Source organism: Brevibacillus migulae (genome assembly GCF_004521915.1).
In the GTDB taxonomy this organism is placed as follows: Bacteria; Bacillota; Bacilli; order Brevibacillales; family Brevibacillaceae; genus Brevibacillus_F; species Brevibacillus_F migulae.
The window spans coordinates 209,328-228,996 of sequence record NZ_SDKD01000008.1 but is presented as its reverse complement, the minus strand read 5'-3'; the positions used below and the strand labels follow the sequence as shown (position 1 = coordinate 228,996).

17 protein-coding genes are annotated in these 19,669 nt (G+C 51.2%); 1 reads left to right on the top strand and 16 read right to left on the bottom strand.

All coding sequences use genetic code 11. The annotated features are described in order from the left end of the window. Positions 1-74 precede the first annotated feature (74 nt). The 15 genes from EIZ37_RS11845 to hemA all read right to left on the bottom strand — a co-directional run bounded on the left by EIZ37_RS11845 (position 75) and on the right by hemA (position 16,898). On the bottom strand, positions 75-1,067 hold the full coding sequence (locus EIZ37_RS11845) for a phosphotransferase (RefSeq protein ID WP_134684814.1): 993 nt from the start codon (positions 1,065-1,067) through the stop codon (positions 75-77). Then, positions 1,054-2,076: an aminoglycoside phosphotransferase/kinase family protein gene (locus EIZ37_RS11840; RefSeq protein ID WP_167568805.1), complete on the bottom strand. Its 1,023-nt coding sequence runs from the start codon at positions 2,074-2,076 to the stop codon at positions 1,054-1,056. Before EIZ37_RS11840 ends, EIZ37_RS11845 begins: the two co-directional genes overlap by 14 nt. 14 nt (positions 2,077-2,090) lie before the next feature. After that, a complete protein-coding gene (locus tag EIZ37_RS11835) occupies positions 2,091-3,560 on the bottom strand; it encodes a LysM peptidoglycan-binding domain-containing protein (protein WP_167568803.1) in 1,470 nt (489 codons plus the stop codon). A gap of 149 nt (positions 3,561-3,709) precedes the next feature. Then, complete coding sequence (locus EIZ37_RS11830) at positions 3,710-4,555, bottom strand: DUF4097 family beta strand repeat-containing protein (RefSeq protein ID WP_134684811.1); 846 nt, start codon at positions 4,553-4,555, stop codon at positions 3,710-3,712. A 3-nt stretch (positions 4,556-4,558) separates the two neighbouring features. Beyond that, positions 4,559-5,137 carry an HAAS signaling domain-containing protein gene (locus tag EIZ37_RS11825; RefSeq protein ID WP_134684810.1) on the bottom strand — a complete coding sequence of 193 codons (579 nt, stop codon included), beginning with the start codon at positions 5,135-5,137 and terminating at the stop codon, positions 4,559-4,561. A gap of 195 nt (positions 5,138-5,332) precedes the next feature. Further along, positions 5,333-7,195, bottom strand: coding sequence for a bifunctional metallophosphatase/5'-nucleotidase (locus EIZ37_RS11820; RefSeq protein ID WP_134684827.1), 1,863 nt, complete (start codon positions 7,193-7,195; stop codon positions 5,333-5,335). Positions 7,196-7,284: 89 nt separating this feature from the next. After that, positions 7,285-8,076 carry an alpha/beta fold hydrolase gene (locus EIZ37_RS11815; protein WP_134684809.1) on the bottom strand — a complete coding sequence of 264 codons (792 nt, stop codon included), beginning with the start codon at positions 8,074-8,076 and terminating at the stop codon, positions 7,285-7,287. A gap of 68 nt (positions 8,077-8,144) precedes the next feature. Then, entirely contained in the window at positions 8,145-9,434 is a 1,290-nt protein-coding gene (gene hemL / locus EIZ37_RS11810; protein ID WP_134684808.1) for a glutamate-1-semialdehyde 2,1-aminomutase, read from the bottom strand. 95 nt (positions 9,435-9,529) lie between these two features. Then, on the bottom strand, positions 9,530-10,582 hold the full coding sequence (ahbA, locus tag EIZ37_RS11805; RefSeq protein WP_134684807.1) for a siroheme decarboxylase subunit alpha: 1,053 nt from the start codon (positions 10,580-10,582) through the stop codon (positions 9,530-9,532). Between the two features lies 1 nt (position 10,583). Beyond that, positions 10,584-11,564, bottom strand: coding sequence for a porphobilinogen synthase (gene hemB, locus EIZ37_RS11800; RefSeq protein WP_134684806.1), 981 nt, complete (start codon positions 11,562-11,564; stop codon positions 10,584-10,586). Between the two features lies 1 nt (position 11,565). After that, a complete protein-coding gene (gene cobA, locus EIZ37_RS11795; RefSeq protein WP_134684805.1) occupies positions 11,566-13,086 on the bottom strand; it encodes a uroporphyrinogen-III C-methyltransferase in 1,521 nt (506 codons plus the stop codon). Continuing rightward, positions 13,083-14,027 carry a hydroxymethylbilane synthase gene (hemC, locus tag EIZ37_RS11790; protein ID WP_134684804.1) on the bottom strand — a complete coding sequence of 315 codons (945 nt, stop codon included), beginning with the start codon at positions 14,025-14,027 and terminating at the stop codon, positions 13,083-13,085. The genes cobA and hemC overlap by 4 nt, the downstream gene beginning before the upstream one ends. Further along, positions 14,024-14,677 (bottom strand): precorrin-2 dehydrogenase/sirohydrochlorin ferrochelatase family protein, encoded by a 654-nt coding sequence (locus EIZ37_RS11785; RefSeq protein WP_134684803.1) that lies wholly within the window; start codon positions 14,675-14,677, stop codon positions 14,024-14,026. Before EIZ37_RS11785 ends, hemC begins: the two co-directional genes overlap by 4 nt. A 20-nt stretch (positions 14,678-14,697) precedes the next feature. Beyond that, entirely contained in the window at positions 14,698-15,516 is an 819-nt protein-coding gene (locus EIZ37_RS11780) for a cytochrome c biogenesis protein (RefSeq protein WP_134684802.1), read from the bottom strand. A 20-nt stretch (positions 15,517-15,536) separates the two neighbouring features. Next, complete coding sequence (gene hemA / locus EIZ37_RS11775) at positions 15,537-16,898, bottom strand: glutamyl-tRNA reductase (RefSeq protein WP_134684801.1); 1,362 nt, start codon at positions 16,896-16,898, stop codon at positions 15,537-15,539. A 400-nt stretch (positions 16,899-17,298) separates the two neighbouring features. Between hemA and EIZ37_RS11770 the strand changes: the two genes are divergently transcribed. Continuing rightward, positions 17,299-18,234 (top strand): DMT family transporter, encoded by a 936-nt coding sequence (locus tag EIZ37_RS11770; RefSeq protein ID WP_134684800.1) that lies wholly within the window; start codon positions 17,299-17,301, stop codon positions 18,232-18,234. Between the two features lie 54 nt (positions 18,235-18,288). On the opposite strand, the gene EIZ37_RS11765 is transcribed toward EIZ37_RS11770, so the two are convergent. After that, the gene (locus tag EIZ37_RS11765; protein WP_134684799.1) at positions 18,289-19,656 is read right to left on the bottom strand and encodes a protein O-GlcNAcase; all 1,368 of its coding nucleotides are present in this window, start codon (positions 19,654-19,656) and stop codon (positions 18,289-18,291) included. Positions 19,657-19,669 lie beyond the last annotated feature (13 nt).

Here is a 19,669-nt window from a genome sequence, read left to right as displayed (position 1 = left end):
GACTTTCACCCTATAGCTATCGCCCATGCTGGGCGCACAAATAAAGCAACGTCTCAAGAAACGAGACGTTGCGGCTAAAATGCCTGATGCACCCAGCGGCATAGACGGATTAAACGATCAATATCTTTTTCCAACCGCTTCACCGCATACAATTCATTCCAATCTTGCTTGCGGCAATAGTAGATCTCCAAATCTCGCATCACCCGTTCGGGATACAAGAGAAAGGCGGCGAGCAGCTCGACCTCTTCCGGGCGCAAGGGAAATACCGCCGTGTAGCGTCGGTATAACTCGGAAGCGAATGCGTCCTCTCCGCCCAGATGAAAATACGATCGGTAAAAAAGCGTCAGATCGCGTGTCGGCGTATCGAAGCCTGCGCGGTCAAAATTGATCAATCTCCCTTTGCCGTTTTGATCCACGATGAAATGGGCTGGATGCGGAAATCCATGGATGATCGACAGACGGAAATGGGCATGTGTGCGATGCGCTTCCCGCCACTGCGCCAACTGTTTGATCGCTGTACTCGCCATATCGACAATAAACTCCTGATTGGCCAGGAATACCACGTCAAACGGGGAAGGATAGTTTCGGCTGGCAGCCTCCGCTGCATAGCGCCTGGTGTCTTCCAGCCAGCTCTCCCAGCGTTTTAAAAGGGAATTTACGAGAGGCTCTACCTGCCGGGGGTCGTCAAATCGATAATTTTGCGTAAAATGATGCAGCTCTGCCAACCGTTCGATCATGGGTGGTGACCACTCGGCTGGAGCCAACACATCAGCAGGACGGTTTGCCCACGGGGTAAGGTAATAGGTGGCATCCCCGCGTACAACAAACGGTTCATCATATTTGGTGTACGTAAACGGAATGCAGCCTTCCCAGCCCCGCTGCTGCAGATGCCGCAGGACCCCTCCCAGATATTGCAGGCGATTGTTTGAAGCTTTGGTTCGTTTGCACACGTAGGAACCATAGGGGGTCATCGCCTTGTAAACATGCGGCGCCTTGATCATCTCGATCGCCTGGGCAAACATATCGTATTCCTGAAACAGCGGATAAATCTCCTCAAAGCGGCTCATGGATGACCCCACTCCTCGCACGCTCAGCCCGGTGTGCGATGTGCTGCAGGAGACGGTCGATTCTTCCTTGGACAGTCAAAGCGGCGAGTATGGCTTCTGGTGGTTCTTGCTCCTGCTCCTCTTCCCGAGCCAAACAGACGTTGCTCACATAATGTTCAATCCGGTTCCACGTTTCCAGAGGAAATGCCATGAAACCGAGCAGTAGCTTGTAATCTTCATAGCTAATCCTTCTTTTCGCCTCATATCCATCCAAAAACGCATCGACACGCTCCCCATCCTCTTGCTCGTTATACAGCTGCTTTAAAAAACTGGCGACATCGCGCATCTGCACAGACAGACCCGTACGGTAAAAGCCGCGGAGCAGCACTTTCTCATCGACCAGCGCCCAATTTTCTGTGCCTAACTGGCGATGCGATACAGCCAGGTTTTCCAGTTCCCCTTGTTGGGCGGCCAACAGTAAGTCCGCGCTTCTTTCCATTCGCTCAACCAGCGGCCCAAACAGACTGGACAACCATTTGTCCCGCTCCTGAGGAAACGCTTCTCTGGAAAGCAGCTCTTGATGCAAACGGCGCGCCCGTTTTGCTTCTGCGATCGCAAAGCCCTGTTCCTTCTTTAACAGCTCAGCGGCATCTAATAGGTGGTTGGTCTGCTGTGCGTCATGCATCATCGCCACCATGCTGCCGCAGGTGGCAGCATGTGCTCGTGATGGGGAATAGGGCTTGGCGCCGCGCAAATGATCGGTCAACGTAAAGCCTTTGCGACCAGCAATGACAAATGGTTTTGCATCTCGCGTACGGATAAACCGTTCAACCTCCCGAACGCCCTGTCGCGCCAACTGCTCCCTCCAGGCAAACGACCAGCGCATCACTTCGATTCGCGGCCAGAGGCGCAGCTCCTTTGGCCCCCGGTTTGTTTCCAAGAGATAAAAATCGTCATGCGGCGTGATTTGAATCACCCTTACTTTATAGCGCTGGCATACTTGTGTCAGGTCGATCCGCTCACGTGCCAAAGTACCCCCTCCGATCACTGGGGAATATAGAGAATTTGTCCCTCCGTGATCCGGTCGGAGGAAACATTATTTGCTTCCAAAATACGAGAAACGGGAATGCTGTAACGATCGGCGATGGATTCGAGCGTCTCATTGCGCTGCAGAATGGCGATTCGCACCTTGCTCATTCGCTCCTCTCCCTGACGGACGAACGAAGTAAGATTGCTTACCGCTTCGGAATTCTTGCCGGTATCTGCGACAGCCCTGCTGCTGCTCGAGGAAGACTCTTGTTCCACAGCAGCTTTTTGCGTTTGCGCCTTTTTGCTCTGCGTAAACAAGGAGGTGATATTGACCTTGGCATCGGTCTCTTCGCCATGCTTGCTTCCGATCGCAACTTTCATTTCTTGGGCTTCTGCTGCCGGAAGCGGCGCTTCTGCAAATACGGGCTCTGCTTCTTCTTCCTCTTCCGTTGCTACTTCTGCGGCTTCAAGCGCTTCTGGTTCTGCGACGGGCTCAGCAGTTTCCTCCTGTGCCTCTGCAGCAGCAGGAACAGATTCTTCCCTGTCTTCCTGCTCGTAGGACACGGCCGTACTCTGCTCGTGCCATTCCTCCGCGTGCAGGGTTGGCGTTGCCTCTGCTTCTGGTTCCGCTTCCGGTTCTTGATTGGTATACGCGACCGGCTCAATGTCCTGCTTCAAGTTGTCCAGATGCACAGACGACACATCGCCAAAGAGTGGCTGTGACGGAGGCAGGGGTGAAAACGCCGGCTGAACGTTGATACGCGGTTCCTCTTTTTCCATTTCAGGCTCACTGGCGAAAGAAGCCTCCTGGGCAATAAACAAGTTTGCTGATGATGCCGTTTTTGCTGACTCATCGCGTTTTTCCTGCAAGAGAATTTCCTCTTCCAGTGCCGCGAGCTTCCTTTCGATTTCCTCCAGCGAGCGGGGTTGATGATCAGCTACAGGCTGTACCTCTTGAGAGAGTGAATGGACGAATTCCCATGCCTCTTCATCCGCTTTCGCCGTCTTCTCGACCTCCAGATCACGCAGCTGAATGCCAGCGATTTTCAAATTGGCATGAATTTGAAGACAATTCGCTGTTTCCAGATGATAATCGAAGCTATCCACAATCGCGTAGATTTCAGCCACTTCCTCCACCCGGTTAAGTGGAATCGAAATATTCAACGGGATTCGATGGGAAATCGTCTGCTCCTCTGCAGAAAGAAAGCTACCGGTTTGCCTTTCCTCCAATTGAAACGGTGTAAACTTCATCGCAGCTACAAGCGTATCCGTTTCCTCTGAATCTTCTTCTGCCTTTCCCTGATAGGGATCATACTTGCCAAACAGCTGCAAGCAACCTGTGATGGAGATTTCCTGCGGGTTTTCAATGATCTCTACGTCCGGTACAAGCTCCAGCTCTTTTAATTCCCCGATCCCCGCTTTATCCGATGAGAGGAAAACAGTTTCCTTGATTTGAAACGACAACAAGCCATCCTGCAATGCCACCTGTGCTCCTCCTTTCAAATCCATGACATTTCCCTATACTATATGGACATTAGCTTTGATTTAGACCACGTGAGACAACGGCAAAAGCGTTGCTCCTGCATGCGGAGCAACGCTTTTAAGGGAAACACCAGATTTTCTTTTATCTATCGCTAGTTTGTGATCAACAAATCTCCTGTTGCGCTTTGCACCTTGATGATCGGACCCCCGGTGCCAATAGCAGCTCTTATTTCTTTCTCTTCATTCTTTTCAAAAGTGAGATCAGGGAGTTCAGTGCGCACTTCACCCGTATCGCTTTCCAGCTCTACCTGTGCCGCTTTTGGAACGGTTCTCAGCTTTACGGTGACATCCCCCGTAGAGGTTTCGATGGTGACATCCTGGGCAAGCTCCAATAGCTCAAGATCATTGATGTCACCAGTGGCCGTACGGAGCGAGATCGCCCCTTTCACTTGCGCCAAGTCCATGTCTCCCGTCTCGCTGGATGCCTGCAGCTGGTTGCCCGTGTAGCCCTTCAGGCGAAGATCTCCTGTGTCTGTCGTCAACTCCATTTGATCTACCTGAAGAGGAAGCAGGCTTTCAAAATCACCCGTGTTCGTCTGCAAACGAAGCTCTTGGTACGCTTTGTCAGGGAGTGCGATTTCCAGATCAAGCTGACGTCTCCCAAAAGAAAACGGGAATTGCTCCGATTCGGAAACAAGGATCCTTAGTTGCCCGGGTCCTACAGGTTCTACTGTCAGCCCTATATCGTTATGCATCACTTCTCCATTCAGGCTGACCTCGATCTGTTCCGTGCTGCTTTTCGTCACCCGCACATCTGCTGTTACCGTATCAATCTCCACCCGCGTGATGTCTTTCGCTTCTATTGTTTTGTGCTCTTGAATCACTTTGTGTTCGGTCGGAAAAGACTGATAACGCACAAATAAGTAGATAAGACCTCCAACACCGACCAGGAACGAAAGAAAGGCCAAAATCGCAACTTTTTTCAGTAATCCTTTCATTTTCTATTCACCCCTGATCAATTTCATATTCAATTTCAAGTAGGCCACCGTAGCGCGGAAAAACCACTTGGTGACATAAAAGCTGCCTATGGCAAGCAAAATGCCCAATCCCCCTGCCGCCAAGCTGCCGAAGATGGTGAAACCCCATACTTCTTCAGTGACCGGGGCCGCCAGACTTGCGAATAAAATAACCGGGGATAAGAGCAAGGATAGCGCTCCTGCGTAAATGCCCATCAAAATTCCGACTAAGCCAAAATACGGGCCCAGGACAAAAATCAGATTAAAAAAGATGAGAGCCACTGTCACCAGAAACGCCCGCGTCGGATTCGCCGTCTGGACCGGAATTTGCTGTACAATCGGATTTTCGAGCGGGGGGCGTTTTACCTGCTGGTAAGCGGATAAGTATTTGCTTGCAATATGAACCGGACTGCCCAGTTCTGCGGCAATCTCTTCTTCATTTTTTCCTTCCTGGATGCCGGTCAGGAAATGTTCGGTATAGTCGGCCAGTATATCCAGCCGTTCTTTATCAGGCAGCTCGCTCAGCAGCTGATCCAACTCCCTGATAAACTCTCGTCTCGTCATGTTTACCCTCCTTCATGCCTTACCACACTGATTATGCTTACGGTTTAATCGACTTTCTCATTGTAACCCCGATGGGGAAAATATGTGTCCATCCGCGGTTCGTTTTTCTCTCCAACTTAAGACGGATATCCTCGCATTTCGGGCGAGCTGGGCATGAAAAAGAGGGGCATGTGCTGCCCCCCTTATGTGTGACGCTTATTTTACTTCTACGATGCGGCCTTCCACTTTTGGATTGATGGTTTTTTGTTTCAGCAGTTCCGCTTCCACGATGCTGTAAAGCGTTTCACCTGTGTTCAGCGAAGGCTTCTTGAAGGATTCATAGCCATCGCCTCCAGCCGCGATAAAGTCAACGGTTGCAACCTTGTAGGTCTTTTTCAGATCAAGTGCCTCTTGGCCCACTTTCACTTCAACAACGCGTTCACCAGCAGGTTTTTTCGGATCATAGGTGAAGGACATGCCGCTGATTTGCGGGAAGCGTCCAGCTCCAGATTCTACTTGGCTGACGCCGTTTTCCAATGCTGCCTTCAATTCTTCACCGGTTACCTCGATGACAACCAAGGTGTTGTTGAATGGCAGGAGCGTATACAGATCCTTCTTGGTCAGGTCGCCCGCTTTCAATTGCGTGCGGATACCACCGCCGTTTGTGAGCGCTACATCTGCTTCGCTGCCCTTGATTTCTTTGGTGCGTGCCAGCATTGCATCCGCGATAAAGTTACCTACGTTGGTCTCTCTTGTGCGAACCAGCGTGCGGTCACCATCGAGATCCACCTCAGACTTCGCGATCACGACGTTCATCACGGTATCGATTTGTTTCACTACATCTTGAACCAATTTGTCGATTTCTGGATCAGCTTGTACCTTTTCATCATAAGCAGAGAGTCCGCCGCTGAACGCTACCAGCTCTTTGCCGAGGTAGTAAAGGTCAGCGCGGCCGAGAGATTTGCCATACTCCCAGTCCTGCACGATGTAGGTGCCATTTACCAGCTCAGGTTTTTCCAAAGGCGTATGGGAATGTCCGCCCACGATCAAATCGATGCCTGGTACATTCTTCGCGATTTCACGGTCAACCTCGACACCGATGTGGGAAACTACGATCACATGATCCACTTCTTTTTGCAGCTGTGGAACCACTTGCTTCGCGATTTCAACCGGATTTTTAAAGGTCAGGCCTTTCACGTTGTCAGGGTGAGTCAGGATCGGTGTATCCTCTGCAACAAGCCCTACAAAACCAAATTTCTTGCCGCCGATTTCCGCGATAAACGTTGGTGCCAGCAGGTTGGAGCCATCCTGCTTGAATACGTTTGCAGAAATGATCGGGTATTTCAGGCTGTCGCGCAGTTTGAGCAGCTGCTCGTAACCGAAGTCAAATTCGTGGTTCCCTGCTGCCATGGTATTGTAGCCCAATTGGTTCAGGATCGGCAGGATGGATTCGCCTTTGAATTGGTTCACGAACACCGTTCCTTGGAAGGTATCGCCTGCATCCAGCAGCAGGAAGTTCTCATTCTCTTCGCGCCATTGCTTCAGCAGGGTCGCGATTTTCGCGTAGCCGAATTCTTTTTGGCTTTTGTCTTCTACGATATGGCCGTGCACATCGTTGGTATGGGCGATGGTGATATGTTCCGTCAATGCTTCACCCAGCGCTTGGATGAATTCACCGCGAGTCACTTGTGCTTTTTCAGCCAGTGCAAGCTCCAGATTGAGTTTTTTGCCCATGTCGATCACTTGCGCAGAAGAGAGTGTTGCAGTAGGCTTCGCAGCTTGCTCTGCACTGATCGCTCCCAACTTTTGACCCCAGGCCAGGTATGGAGCCGCCCAATCTTTTGCTCCCGCCACTGCCGCAGGTGTTTCGCCTTTGGCTTTTGCCAGGATGACCAATGCTTCTGCAACGGTGATAGAGCGTTCCAACTGCAAATTGCCGTCTTTTGGTGCACTCAGAATGGATTTTTTCACCATCCAGTCTGCGTGATTAACCGGTTGAAGCGGTGCTGCCAGAGCTGCTCCAGCCCACATAGAGGATGCAAGCGCTCCCGCAAGCAGTGAGAAAACGACTCGATTCATTTTTTTCACGATATTTTTCCCCTCTCTTCCACAAAACTAGCAAAATTATAACAAATATTGCTAAGTTTCAGCTAGTCTAAAAGTCATATTTATTTCTGCTGTAAAAATGAAGAGAGCGCTTGATGCAAATCTTCCGGTGCTTCCAGCATGCTCATATGGCCGACTTCCTTCAGCAGCACTTCGGCAATCTGCGACTTTTGTACTGAAAACGTTTTGTCAGGAGGAATGACTTGATCATGCTCACCCGCTACCAGGAGAACAGGGACGGCGGTTTCACGCAGTACATGGTTGCGGTCCGGTCTCTCTTTCATCCCGAGAAGCGTGTTGATCGCTCCTATCGGTTTGGTTTCTTCGCCGATTTTTCTCACATGAGCCACTTCATCTGCCAATGTCTCTACGAGCGCGGGGGCGAATAGCTTGGGAGCAAGGGTTTTCATATAAGGGACCATGCCATGCTCACGAATGCTCTCTGCCGCTTTGATCCGCCCCGCTTTGGCTTCTTCGCTGTCCGGGTAAGCCATGGAATGGACGAGTGAAAACGCGCGCAACCGCTGCACATGACGTTCGGCAAAAGCGAGAGTAACATAACCGCCCAGGGAATGGCCAAAGAGCGTCGCCGTTTCGATCTGGAGCTGATCCAGCAGTGCCGCGATATCGTCGGCCATCAGCTCCACCGTATAAGGTCCATCCTCGGGAGCATCGCTATCCCCATGTCCGCGCAGGTCCGGGACAATCACCCGATAATCCGCAGCCAAAAGGGGCAGCACATATTTCCAGTACGCTGCGCTGCCACATAAGCCGTGTATGAGAACGATCGGCTCTCCGCTTCCTTCCTCCCTATACGCAATCCTGCAGCCGTTCACATCCGCATGTTTTTTCATAGTAGGCAAGCCTCCTCATATGGGAAGACCTTTTCCACTGTCTGCTGGAAAAGGTCCCCTCCTTTGATTTATAGACGCTTCATCGCTTTATAACTTGCTTCAATGGTACGCTCAATATCCTCGTCCGTATGGGCAAGGGAAACAAACATTCCTTCGAATTGGGACGGAGGAATCATGACACCTTCCTCCAACAGGTACTGGAAGTACGCCGAAAAACGCGACAAATCAGCGGTTTTTGCTGTCTCGTAATTGACCACAGTCGTATCGGTAAAGAACAGGCAGACCATAGAGCCTACACGGTTCAGCGTATGCGGCAGCCCCGCTTTTTTCGCATTTTCCGCCAAGCCCTCCGCCAGTCGCGCCGATTTCGCTTCCAATTGCTCGTATACGCCTGGGCGTCCCAGCTCTTCCAGCGTAGTCAAACCAGCTGCCATCGCCAATGGATTGCCCGATAATGTTCCAGCTTGATAAATCGGTCCTGCCGGAGCTACCTGCTGCATGATTTCGCGTTTGCCGCCATAGGCACCGACCGGCAAGCCTCCGCCGATGACTTTCCCCATGGTGGTCAGATCAGGAGTAATGCCGTAATAGTCTTGAGCGCCGCCCCGGGCAACACGGAAACCTGTCATGACTTCATCAAAGATCAACAGTGTGCCGTAGCGTTGGGTAATTTCTCGCAGGCCTTCCAAGAAGCCTGGAATCGGCGGAACGACACCCATGTTGCCTGCGACAGGCTCGACGATGACCGCTGCCAGCTCGTTGCCGAATTTTTCAAAGGCCAGCTTGACACTCTCCATGTCATTGTAAGGCACGGTGATCGTATTGACGGCGATCGAGCTTGGCACTCCCGGGCTGTCCGGCAATCCGAGTGTTGCCACTCCGGAGCCCGCCTTGATCAGCAAGCTGTCAGCATGGCCATGGTAGCAGCCTTCAAATTTCATGATCTTGTCCCGCTTTGTATAGCCGCGGGCCAGACGCAGCGCACTCATAGTTGCTTCCGTACCCGAGTTGACCATCCGTACAACTTCGACGGAAGGTACGATCTCACAGACCTGCTTGGCCATCTCGGTCTCCCGCTCAGTCGGCGCGCCGAAGCTGGTCCCCAATACCGCTGCCTCTTGAATCGCTGCCAGCACCTTCGGATGGGCATGCCCGAGGATCAGCGGCCCCCAGGAACCGATGTAATCAATGTATGTATTTCCGTCCACATCAGTAATGTGTGAACCTTCGCCTTTCGCTATGTATACAGGATTGCCGCCGACGCTTTTGAACGCGCGCACCGGGCTGTTTACACCCCCGGGTATGTAATTCTGCGCTTCCGCAAACAGTTTGTGTGATTGATCAAAACCTTTATGCATTCCTGATCCCTCCGTCATAAAAGTGGGCACTTCCTTATGTGCAGAAAAACCCACACGGCATGAGGGTGCTAAGCCGTGCGGGCAATCGCTTTCTCTTACAGTCCCAGACGCTGGGCGACTTCCTCTTCCCACTCGTAAATTTCCGGGGTGAAGTAGGATACGCGCGTCTTTTTGTATTCTTTGGTGGAATAAAGCGTGATACGGTCAGTGATGCCTGTCTCATCCTCAATCGCTTGCAGGATTTGCTCGCATTCTTCCATATCGCGTCCATGCACCATAGTGAAAATGTTGTATCGCCAGTCTGGATAGATCGGACGCAGGTAGCAGTGGCTCACCGCACGGAAGCTTCCCATTTTCATCCCGATTTCATCCGCTTTTTCCTCAGGCACGTGCCATACTCCCATGCCGTTTGCACGGAAGCCCGCTTTGCGGTGGTTCAATACCGCAGAGAAACGGCGCATTTGACCGCGCTCGACAAAGTCTTCCGCGTGTGCCAGCAATTGCTCCGTGGTCATGCCAATGTTGGCAGCCCACTGATCAAATGGGCGGGATACGATTTCGAGATCCTTTTGCAGCTCCAGGATCACTTTGATATCCAGGTCGGTCAATCCTTTTTTCATGGCTTCCAGACGCATTTCTTCGGTGTAATTCGGCGCAGCTTTTTCGTTCGCTTCGCTTTCCTTTTTCACGTCAAGCTGCACACCGATTTTATACAGCTTCAAAGTTGGCAGCAGACGAATGGATTCCACTTGTGCCATTTCACCCAAAATCTCCACGGATTTCTCCAGGCCAAAACGGCTGTTTGGCGGGACTGCAATCGTAAACCACAGGTTGAAATCATGGTTACGCTTATAGTTATGGGTAATACCTGGGTGCTGGTTAAATACCTTCGCCATTTCATCCAGCTTGTCTGGAGCGATGCGGGCAGCTACCAGGCTCGATTTGTAGCCGAGTGCCTTCGTATCAAAAATGGCGGACATCTGCCGGATTTCATTGCCTTTCATACTGTTCAAGCGCTCCAGCAGGACATCCTCGGTTGTCCCGATTTTCTCCGCCATCACTTTGAACGGCTCTGGCACCAGAGGAATTTCCTTTTGAACGATATCCAAAATCTCTTTGTCTAGCTCATCACGCAGGTCAACTGCCATCTTACATGCCCTCCTTCAGCCATTTTGCGATATCTTTCGCATGATAGGTAATGATCAGGTCAGCGCCAGCGCGTTTAAAGCCAACCATCGTTTCCATCACGATTCTCTGTTCATCGATCCAGCCGTTCGCTGCCGCAGCTTTTACCATGGAATACTCCGCGCTCACATTGTAAGCCACAATCGGCAATTCAAAGCGGGTGCGAAGACGCTGGATCATATCCATATAAGCCAAGGCTGGTTTCACCATGAGGAAATCTGCGCCTTGCTCAACATCCGCTGCCGCTTCCCGAATCCCTTCGCGCGCATTGGCCGGGTCCATCTGATACGTCTTGCGATCACCCGTTTGCGGGGTCGAATGAGCGGCATCACGGAATGGCCCGTAGAAGGAGGACGCATATTTCACTGAGTACGACATGATCGGAATATGCACAAAGCCCGCTTCATCAAGCGCAGCTCGGATCGCTGCCACGAAACCGTCCATCATGTTGGATGGAGCGATGACATCTGCTCCCGCTTTCGCTTGGGAAACAGCGGTTTTGGCCAAAAGCGCAAGCGATTCGTCGTTTTCCACATTTCCTTCATGCAATACGCCGCAATGACCGTGATCGGTATATTGACACAAGCAGTTGTCGGCCATGACGACCATATGCGGATACGCTTCCTTGATCATGCGGATGGCTTGCTGCACGATTCCGTTTTCCGCATATGCTTCCGAACCGCATGCGTCTTTATGATTCGGTACACCAAACACCATCAAAGACTGAATGCCCAAAGACACAATGTCATCCAGCTCTTCTTTGAACACATCCAGCGAGAAATGATACACACCTGGCATCGATGGGATTTCATGCTTTACTCCTGTACCTTCTACGAAAAACAATGGATAGATCAAATCTTCCACGCGTACATGATGTTCTCTTACCAAGTTGCGCATCGTCGCACTCATACGCAGACGGCGGTGTCTATCAAATGAAAGGCTCATTTTATTTTCCTCCCCCATTGGTTAACAACGCATCCAAGAGTCCTTGTATCGAAAAGTCCTTGGCTACGATATCCACAGCAAGGCCAAGCTCTTTGGCGGTATCAGCCGTTACCGGTCCGATACAGGCGATTTGCACGCCATCCAGCAATTCCTGCAGGTTTTCCTGAGCCAACGCTTGCACAAAATTTTTCACCGTCGAAGAGCTGGTAAAGGTAACAATGGAAATTGCCTTTTCTTTAAACAACTCGATTGTTTCGGCGGCATTTTCCGCATCGATCACCGTTTCATATGTATCGACCTCGGTTACTTCAAGACCTCTTTCCTTCAGCTCGCGAGGCAGAACTTCACGGGCGATGTCTGCACGCGGCAGCAGCACTTTTTCTCCCGGTTTCAGCTGACCTTCCAGGCTGTTCAACAATCCCTCCGCCCGGAATTCTCCCGGCAATACAGTGACGGTCAAGCCTTTTTCCTGGAGCGCTTCCGCCGTCTTCGGTCCCACTGCTGCCAGCTTCGCCCGCATATGGCGAATATCAGCGCCAAGCTCGCGCAACCGTTTGAAGAAAAAGCCTACACCATTCGGACTGGTAAAGATCACCCAGTCGAAGCTGCCTAATTGCGAAATCGCTTCATCCAGCGGACGCGGATCCGTTGGAGGGATCATTTTGACCAATGGAAACTCGTAAGCTTCTCCGCCCAGCTCTGCAATTTTCTCCGACAGCTCGCTTGCCTGACTGCGTGCGCGTGTTACCAGCACACGTTTGCCAAACAACGGCTTTTTCTCAAACCATTGCAGCTTGTCGCGCAGCTTGACGACTTCCCCGACGATGATGATCGCTGGATTGGTCAGGCCTGCTTCTTCTCTCTTTTCTACGATATTTTCCAACGTTCCGACCAATGTCTCCTGATCCACGGTGGTGCCCCAACGCACCAACGCCACAGGAGTCTGCGGGGAACGTCCATATTTGATCAACTGCTCACGGATAAACGGCAAATTGCCGACACCCATGTAAAATACGATCGTTTCAACAGCGGTCGCCAGCTTCTCCCAGTTGATGCTGGACTCGGTTTTATCCGGCCGCTCATGCCCGGTCACAATCGCGAGAGAAGAATTGTAATCACGATGAGTTACCGGTATTCCTGCATAAGCAGGAGCCGCGATACCTGACGTGATCCCTGGTACGATTTCAAACGGGATATCATGCTTCGCCAATTCTTCCGCTTCTTCGCCCACACGTCCGAAAATGGACGGATCTCCCCCTTTTAAACGGGTGACAACTTTACCTTCCAGCGCCTTGTCGACCAGGACCTGGTTGATTTCTTCCTGGGTCAGCGTATGGCGGTCTGGCAGCTTGCCGCAATAGATCAATTCAACATCGGGCCGTGCATGGGCCAACAGGCGTGGACTGGCAAGCCTGTCATAGACGATGCAATCGGCCTGCTTGATCGTTTCCATGCCGCGCACCGTGATCAGCTTGGGATCTCCCGGGCCTGCTCCGACAAGAAAGACTTTACCTTTGCTCATTTCTGATTCTCCTCCCGCACTTTTGCCAACACTTCACCAGCACCTTGCGCCAAGACTCTCTCGGCAAGCTCTCTTCCTAAGGTAACCGGATCTGTTCCGGACTGCTTTTCGATGAACAAGCGGGAGCCATCTGGAGCCCCTACCAAGCCCACCATGCTGATCACAGGCAGTTCACCCGTACTGGACTCTTCAACCGTCGCATAAGCGCCGATCGGTACCTGACAGCCGCCTTGCAGCTTGTGCAGGAATGCTCGCTCAGCTGTTACCGCCAATCGTGTCGGCAAATGGTCAAATTGAGACAGGAGGGCGAGCATCTCTTCATCATCCGAGCGGCATTCAATCGCGAGCGCCCCTTGGCCTACTGCAGGAATGCTGATGTCTACCGGCAAAAACTGCGATATCGTTCCTTTCCAATTGACCCTCTCAAGCCCTGCAGCCGCCAGTACGATCGCATCAAAATTGCCCTCTTCCAGCTTGCGTACCCGTGTATCGATATTGCCGCGAATCGACTCGATTACCAGATCCGGCCGATAAGCCAGGAGCTGGGAGGAACGGCGCAGGCTGCTCGTGCCTACAATCGCTCCATGGGGCAATTGATCCAATGTTTTTCCTTCCTTGCTCAGCAATACGTCACGGGGATCTACCCGTTTCGGAATCGCGCCAATGGTCAATCCTTCCGGCAGTTCGGAAGGCATATCCTTCAAGCTATGCACCGCCATATCCGTTTCACGATCAAGCAGAGATTGCTCAATCTCCTTGACAAACAAGCCCTTTCCACCCACCTTGGAAAGCGTGACGTTCAAAATCTTGTCTCCCTTGGTCACGATTTCATGGGTTTCAAAGGTAGCCGTCGGATCTAATTGCTTCAGCTGGTCAATCACCCAGTTGGTCTGCGTCAGCGCCAGCATGCTTCTGCGTGTTCCTACTTTCCAGTGTTTCATTGTTGCCTCCTCACGAGCCCCTCTCCCAGCACCTGATTGATGAGGGTCTCTGCCATCTGATATCGCTGTTCATCGTCTGCCAGTAAGAAACGGTCATCCAGCAGCTGACGAAAGATTTTTTTCCGTTGCGTGGTGTCAGAAACGGTTTTCATGACCTGCCCTCTCACGGCAGCCAGGAAATCTACATAAGATTCGTACTCGGGTCCGATCTCCTGCTCTACCTGCTGCCTGATTTTTCGTGCCAATCCGGGACTTGCCCCCGAAGTGGAGATCGCGATCACCAGTTTACCACGCTGCACCGTAGATGGCACGATGAAATTGCATAAATCGGGGCGATCCACAATGTTGATCCAACCGTCAACCTCTTTCACCGCTTGCCATACCGCCAGATTCACATCCGTACGATTGGTAGCAGCCACGACCAATGTATACTTTTTCAGCTCATGCGTGGAAAAAGGCTCTTGCCGCCAGTCCAGTAAACCCTCTGCCGCCCATTCGGCAATCTGCGCAGTGGCTTCCGGCGCGATAACGGTAACGCGAGCCTGGGCATGCATGAGCGCTTCTGCTTTTCTTGTCGCCACTTCTCCTCCGCCGACTACCAGGCAAGCCTTGTCAGCCATATCAAGGACGAGCGGAAAATGTGTCTGCATCGTTGTGATATCCTCCTCAACTACAGCCAACGATGGAAGTTGGACGTATCCGTTAATAAAACATTCAAGATGATCAGCAAAAAGGCGATCATGTTCCAGATGGCAAGCTTTTTGCCCTCCCATGTGTCAGTCAACCGTTTATAGAGGATGGTTCCGTATGTCACCAACACGATCACAGACATTCCGACCTTCGGATCCAGCCAAAAAGGAGTAGATACTACCAGTTGTGCCCAAATACTTCCCAAGATAATAGCAAGAAGCAGCATCGGGACGCCTATCATATTGAGGGAAAATGAATATTGCTCCAATTTTTCCAGACTGGGCAATCTGCGAAACTTCTGCGGCCATCGCTTTTTCTTCAACATCTTGTGCTGAAGCAGATAGAGTGCCGAGAAAATCATTGATAAGGAAAACGTGCCATAGCTGGCGATTGCCATGGTGATATGAATGAACAATAGCTCTGATGTAAAGGCATTGGACGGTTCATGCAAAGGCCCAATCGGCATAAACATCGAGAGAGTCAACACGGCAAAGCCAATCACATTCGTAAAGAAAATAAGTGCATCAATTCGAAAGAAATAGTTAATCACGAGCGAAAGCGTGACCAGTACCCACGAGTAAAAGAAGAGTGTTTCAAACAGCGTCAGTACTGGAAAATACGCCTTTTCCCACATTTGCGAGGCAAAAAATAGCGTTTGCAGTGCCCAAACGACAGCAAGCAACCCAAAAGCCAGACGATTGACTTTCCGGTTGCTTTGCAGAAAATCGTGAAAATAGAAGAGCACACTCGCTGCGTAGAGAAAGATCGTCAAATCGTAGATCCATCTCGTTTCGGCCATTTCCGCTCCCCTTTCCTTGCCTACTCCCCAGTGCGTGGAGCGAGTACCTGTTCTCGGACGATTTGATGTTGTTGTTTGCCGTGATCCCAAGCAGCCTCTTGCGCATTGCGCTCGAGAATCTCCTCTAATGCAAAAATCGTAGAGAACACATCCAGCACCTCGTCACCGCTTTTCTCTGCCGCGAGTTCTTTCAGGCGGACGACGGGATCATGCAGAAGTTGATTGATAATGCCTCGTGTATGTTTGCGGATGATATGTAACTCACGCTCTGACAGATTCGGCAGTTTGTTCTCGATTTTTTTCATCGCGTCTCCATGAATGGCGAACGCCTTTTCACGCAGGGCCGCGATCAAAGGCACGACACCCAATGTCTGGAACCATGACGTAAACGCCACGATTTCGCTGTCGATCATTTCCGTGATGCGCTCGGCTTCCTTCGTGCGCTCAGCCAGGTTGCTGGCGACGATGCCTTCCAGATCATCGATATCGTACAGATACACATTGTCAAGCTCGTGCAGCTGCGGATCGAGGTCACGCGGAACCGCGATGTCGATCATGAACAGCGGACGGTTCTTGCGCTGCTTCAAGAGCGGCTTCAACTGCTCTTTTGTCACCACATACCCTGTCGCGCCCGTCGAGCTGATGACGATGTCGGCAGCGAGCAGCGCCTCAGGCAGCTGCTCCATCGTACAGGAATCGCCTTGGAATTTTTCTGCCAGAAGCTGCGCCCGTTCAATCGTGCGGTTCGCTACCGTTACTCGGCTCGAGCCATTGGCACGCAAATGTTTGGCGGTAAGCTCACTCATTTTTCCCGCCCCGATGATCAGGACATGCTTGCCGTCAAAAGAACCGAAAATCTTTTTCGCCAGCTCAATCGCAGCGTAGCTGACAGATACAGCATTTTCATTGATGCCTGTCTCGGTGTGCGCACGTTTGGCCAGTGTGACTGCCTGTTTGAACAATGTATTGAATACAGTCCCTGTCACTTTTTGTTCCTGCGCCAGCAAAAAGGCATCGCGCACTTGACCAAGAATTTGCGTTTCTCCCATGACCATGGAATCAAGACCGCAGGAAACCCGGAACAAATGGTCGATTGCATCTACATTTTCTTTCATATATAGGTGTTCTTGGAACGTATCTTTATCTACGCCGAACCAATCAGCGAGGAAATTGCGAACATAGAAACGTCCGGTATGCAGCTGGTCACATACGACGTAAATTTCCGTACGGTTGCACGTGCCAAGAATCACACTCTCCACGACACTCTTCGTCTGGGAAAGAAGATGGAGGGCACGCTCTGTGCTGTTGTCGCTAAAGGTAAACTTTTCGCGAACTTCGACAGGTGCAGTTTTATAGTTGAGACCAATAAGCAGGATATCCATTTCCTTCCTCCCGGATACGTGTGCATTCTCTTTAGAAAAACTTGGCTACGCCAATTCTATGGGCGGAGCTTCGTTTTTCTTATATCGATGGGAATTTTATATATTCCTATCGATTAAAAGCCAATCTCATTATAGCATATTTCTTCTTTAGAGTAATTCTAATTTGTGAACAGTTTTTTAACGTGTGCTTTTCGACACTTTTCTACCATATCATTATTACCATAAATACAGTAGGATAAATTGTGATTTTTGTCACTCTGTAAGCTTTTGCTTGTACGAGCATTCATATGCATCTATTCACAAGCTTCCCTTTGCAAAATTGACAATTTTTCGAGAAATGCTATATGATTCAGAAAAAATCTACATAGGCTGGGTAACCATCACTTGAAAGGAGCATACTGTGAAAAAACCTATCGTGGCTGATCTCGTCTTGCTCATCATCGCCTTTATTTGGGGAGCAACCTTTCTGGTCGTGCAGAACGCGATCGCGACATTGCCACCCAATACGTTTAACGCTGTCCGGTTTACGATCGCTTCTCTCTTTTTAGCAGCCATCATGCTGCTGTTTGTTCGCCGTGATCTCGGCAAGTTCACCCCGTCGCTCCTGAAAGCGGGACTTACGATCGGGGGTTGGCTGTTTGCCGGGTACGCCCTGCAGACCATGGGCCTCGTCTATACGACCCCGTCCAAAGCCGGATTCATTACGGGCTTGTCTGTGGTGCTTGTCCCGCTGTTTTCCTTTCTGTTTTTACGCGAACGCATCAAGTGGCCCGCGATTGCCGGCGCGCTTGTCGCTGTCACAGGACTTTACCTGCTGACGTTAGGTGAATCACTGCAGCTGAACGTGGGGGATATTCTCGTATTTGGCTGTGCGATCTCGTTTGCCCTGCAGATTGTCTACACCGGGAAATACGCTCCCCAGCACGCAGCCCTGCCGCTCGCCATCGTTCAACTGACTGCTGTCGCACTGGCCAGTTGGATCTATGCGCTGTTGTTTGAGGACTGGCGATTGGCTTTTAATGCTGAAGCAATGCTCACCCCGGAAGTTGCCTGGGGACTTTTTATCACTGCGATTCCTGCTACCGCACTGGCTTTCCTGGCGCAGACCGCATTCCAGCAGCAGACATCCTCCACCAGGGTCGCTTTGATCTTTGCGATGGAGCCTGTCTTCGCCGCGCTAACCTCGTATGTGTGGATCCATGAAATTTTGACGGTGAAGCAAATCATGGGATGCTCGTTTATCTTTGCTGGCATGATCCTGGCCGAGCTGCCCATCGCCGCATGGATCAAATCATGGACAGCCGCCAAAAGCGATTCCAGTGAGCCCAACCCGTAAATGCATAGACATGCGAAACACCCCGAGACTGGCGACAGTCGCTTCGGGGTGTTTTTATTTGCTCTGTTTGTCTCTTTTCACTTTCACTTCTTGTAAAATCGCATCGACAAACAGTCTCATCACACTGCCGCATACCCGCTGCGGCATCTTTTCCGCCCGTGCCAGCCGGTACTTGAGCAAGAGCAGATAAAAGACGGCAAGCGGCGTTCGTCCGCGAATGCCGGATTCCACCATCAAAGCCGTTGCTTGTCCCACCTTTGCCCACCTGCGATACTTTTCAACCCAGCGCTCTACTTCGCTTGCCAGCTTTTTGTTATGCATTCGGTGCAGCAGATAGACGGCTGTCGCTTCCATTTCTTGAAAGAGCTTTTTAACAGCGGACACCGCCGCTTTTTGGTCTCCTCGCAGGAACTGGGAACGAAAACGTAAAAATAGCTCGAGCAGCCGGGGAGATTCCTGCTCATTTAAAAACGAGCTTCGGACATTATCGGCAAATAGCTGAAATGCCTCGGCATCCTGCTCGCCTGCAATTTCTCTGATCGCTTGTTTCCAGGATTTTTCGGGATCATAGCCCTCCGGATTGGACAAATAATGGCCCGTGGTGATCAACGGAATCTTCGAGGACTCCACCAGCTCCATCGCGTTAGCCACATAGCCATGTGCGTGCCGGTACAATGCGGGATCGCGATGGAGGAGCGGACCGATGTGCAGCTCATTGGCCATCGCCAGATCATTGACCGGATAATTGTCCCAGTACAGCGGCCGATGTCCGGTCCATTCCACAAATTTGGCGGCGTCCCCCTCAGTCAGGTAAGGGGAGCATACAAATCGCCCTGTCCAAAAGATCATGATCTCTTGGGGAAGCAGCCTGCCCAATTCGACGATGTATGGTTCGTTGCCCAAACCGTTATACAGGGTAGGGCAGATGACTAAGCGATTCTCGTCCGACCAGCTTTGCAGCTGCCTCCAGAACCGCAGGGTCACATCCGCATGAGCAGTCGCTAGCGAGTCATAACACTGGAGGTCGTCCTCATGAAGCAGCGTCATCGGAATATCGTCAAAAAACAAACCGAAGTGCCGGATCCCCGCAGAGAACATTTGCCGGAACTTCTCCAGCAGGATCGAAAAATCTTCTTCCCTGCTGTAACGCATATCCAGTCCTGGGCTGAGACAATAGTAAAAATCAAGTTTACCTTCCCGCGCTTCCTCCGCCAAGCGTACGATATTAGCCAATTGCATGGTAGGATGCGGCTCTTGCCAGCGTTCACGCAGGTACGGATCATCCTTTGGCGCGTAAAAGTAAGCATTGTAACCATGGCTTGCGAGAAAATGAATCATCGCGAGCCGTTCCTCCTGCGACCAAGGTGTTCCGTAAAATCCTTCGATGACACCGCGAATGGCAAAGGTAGCTGTTTCGTTCACACGTCTTCCTCTC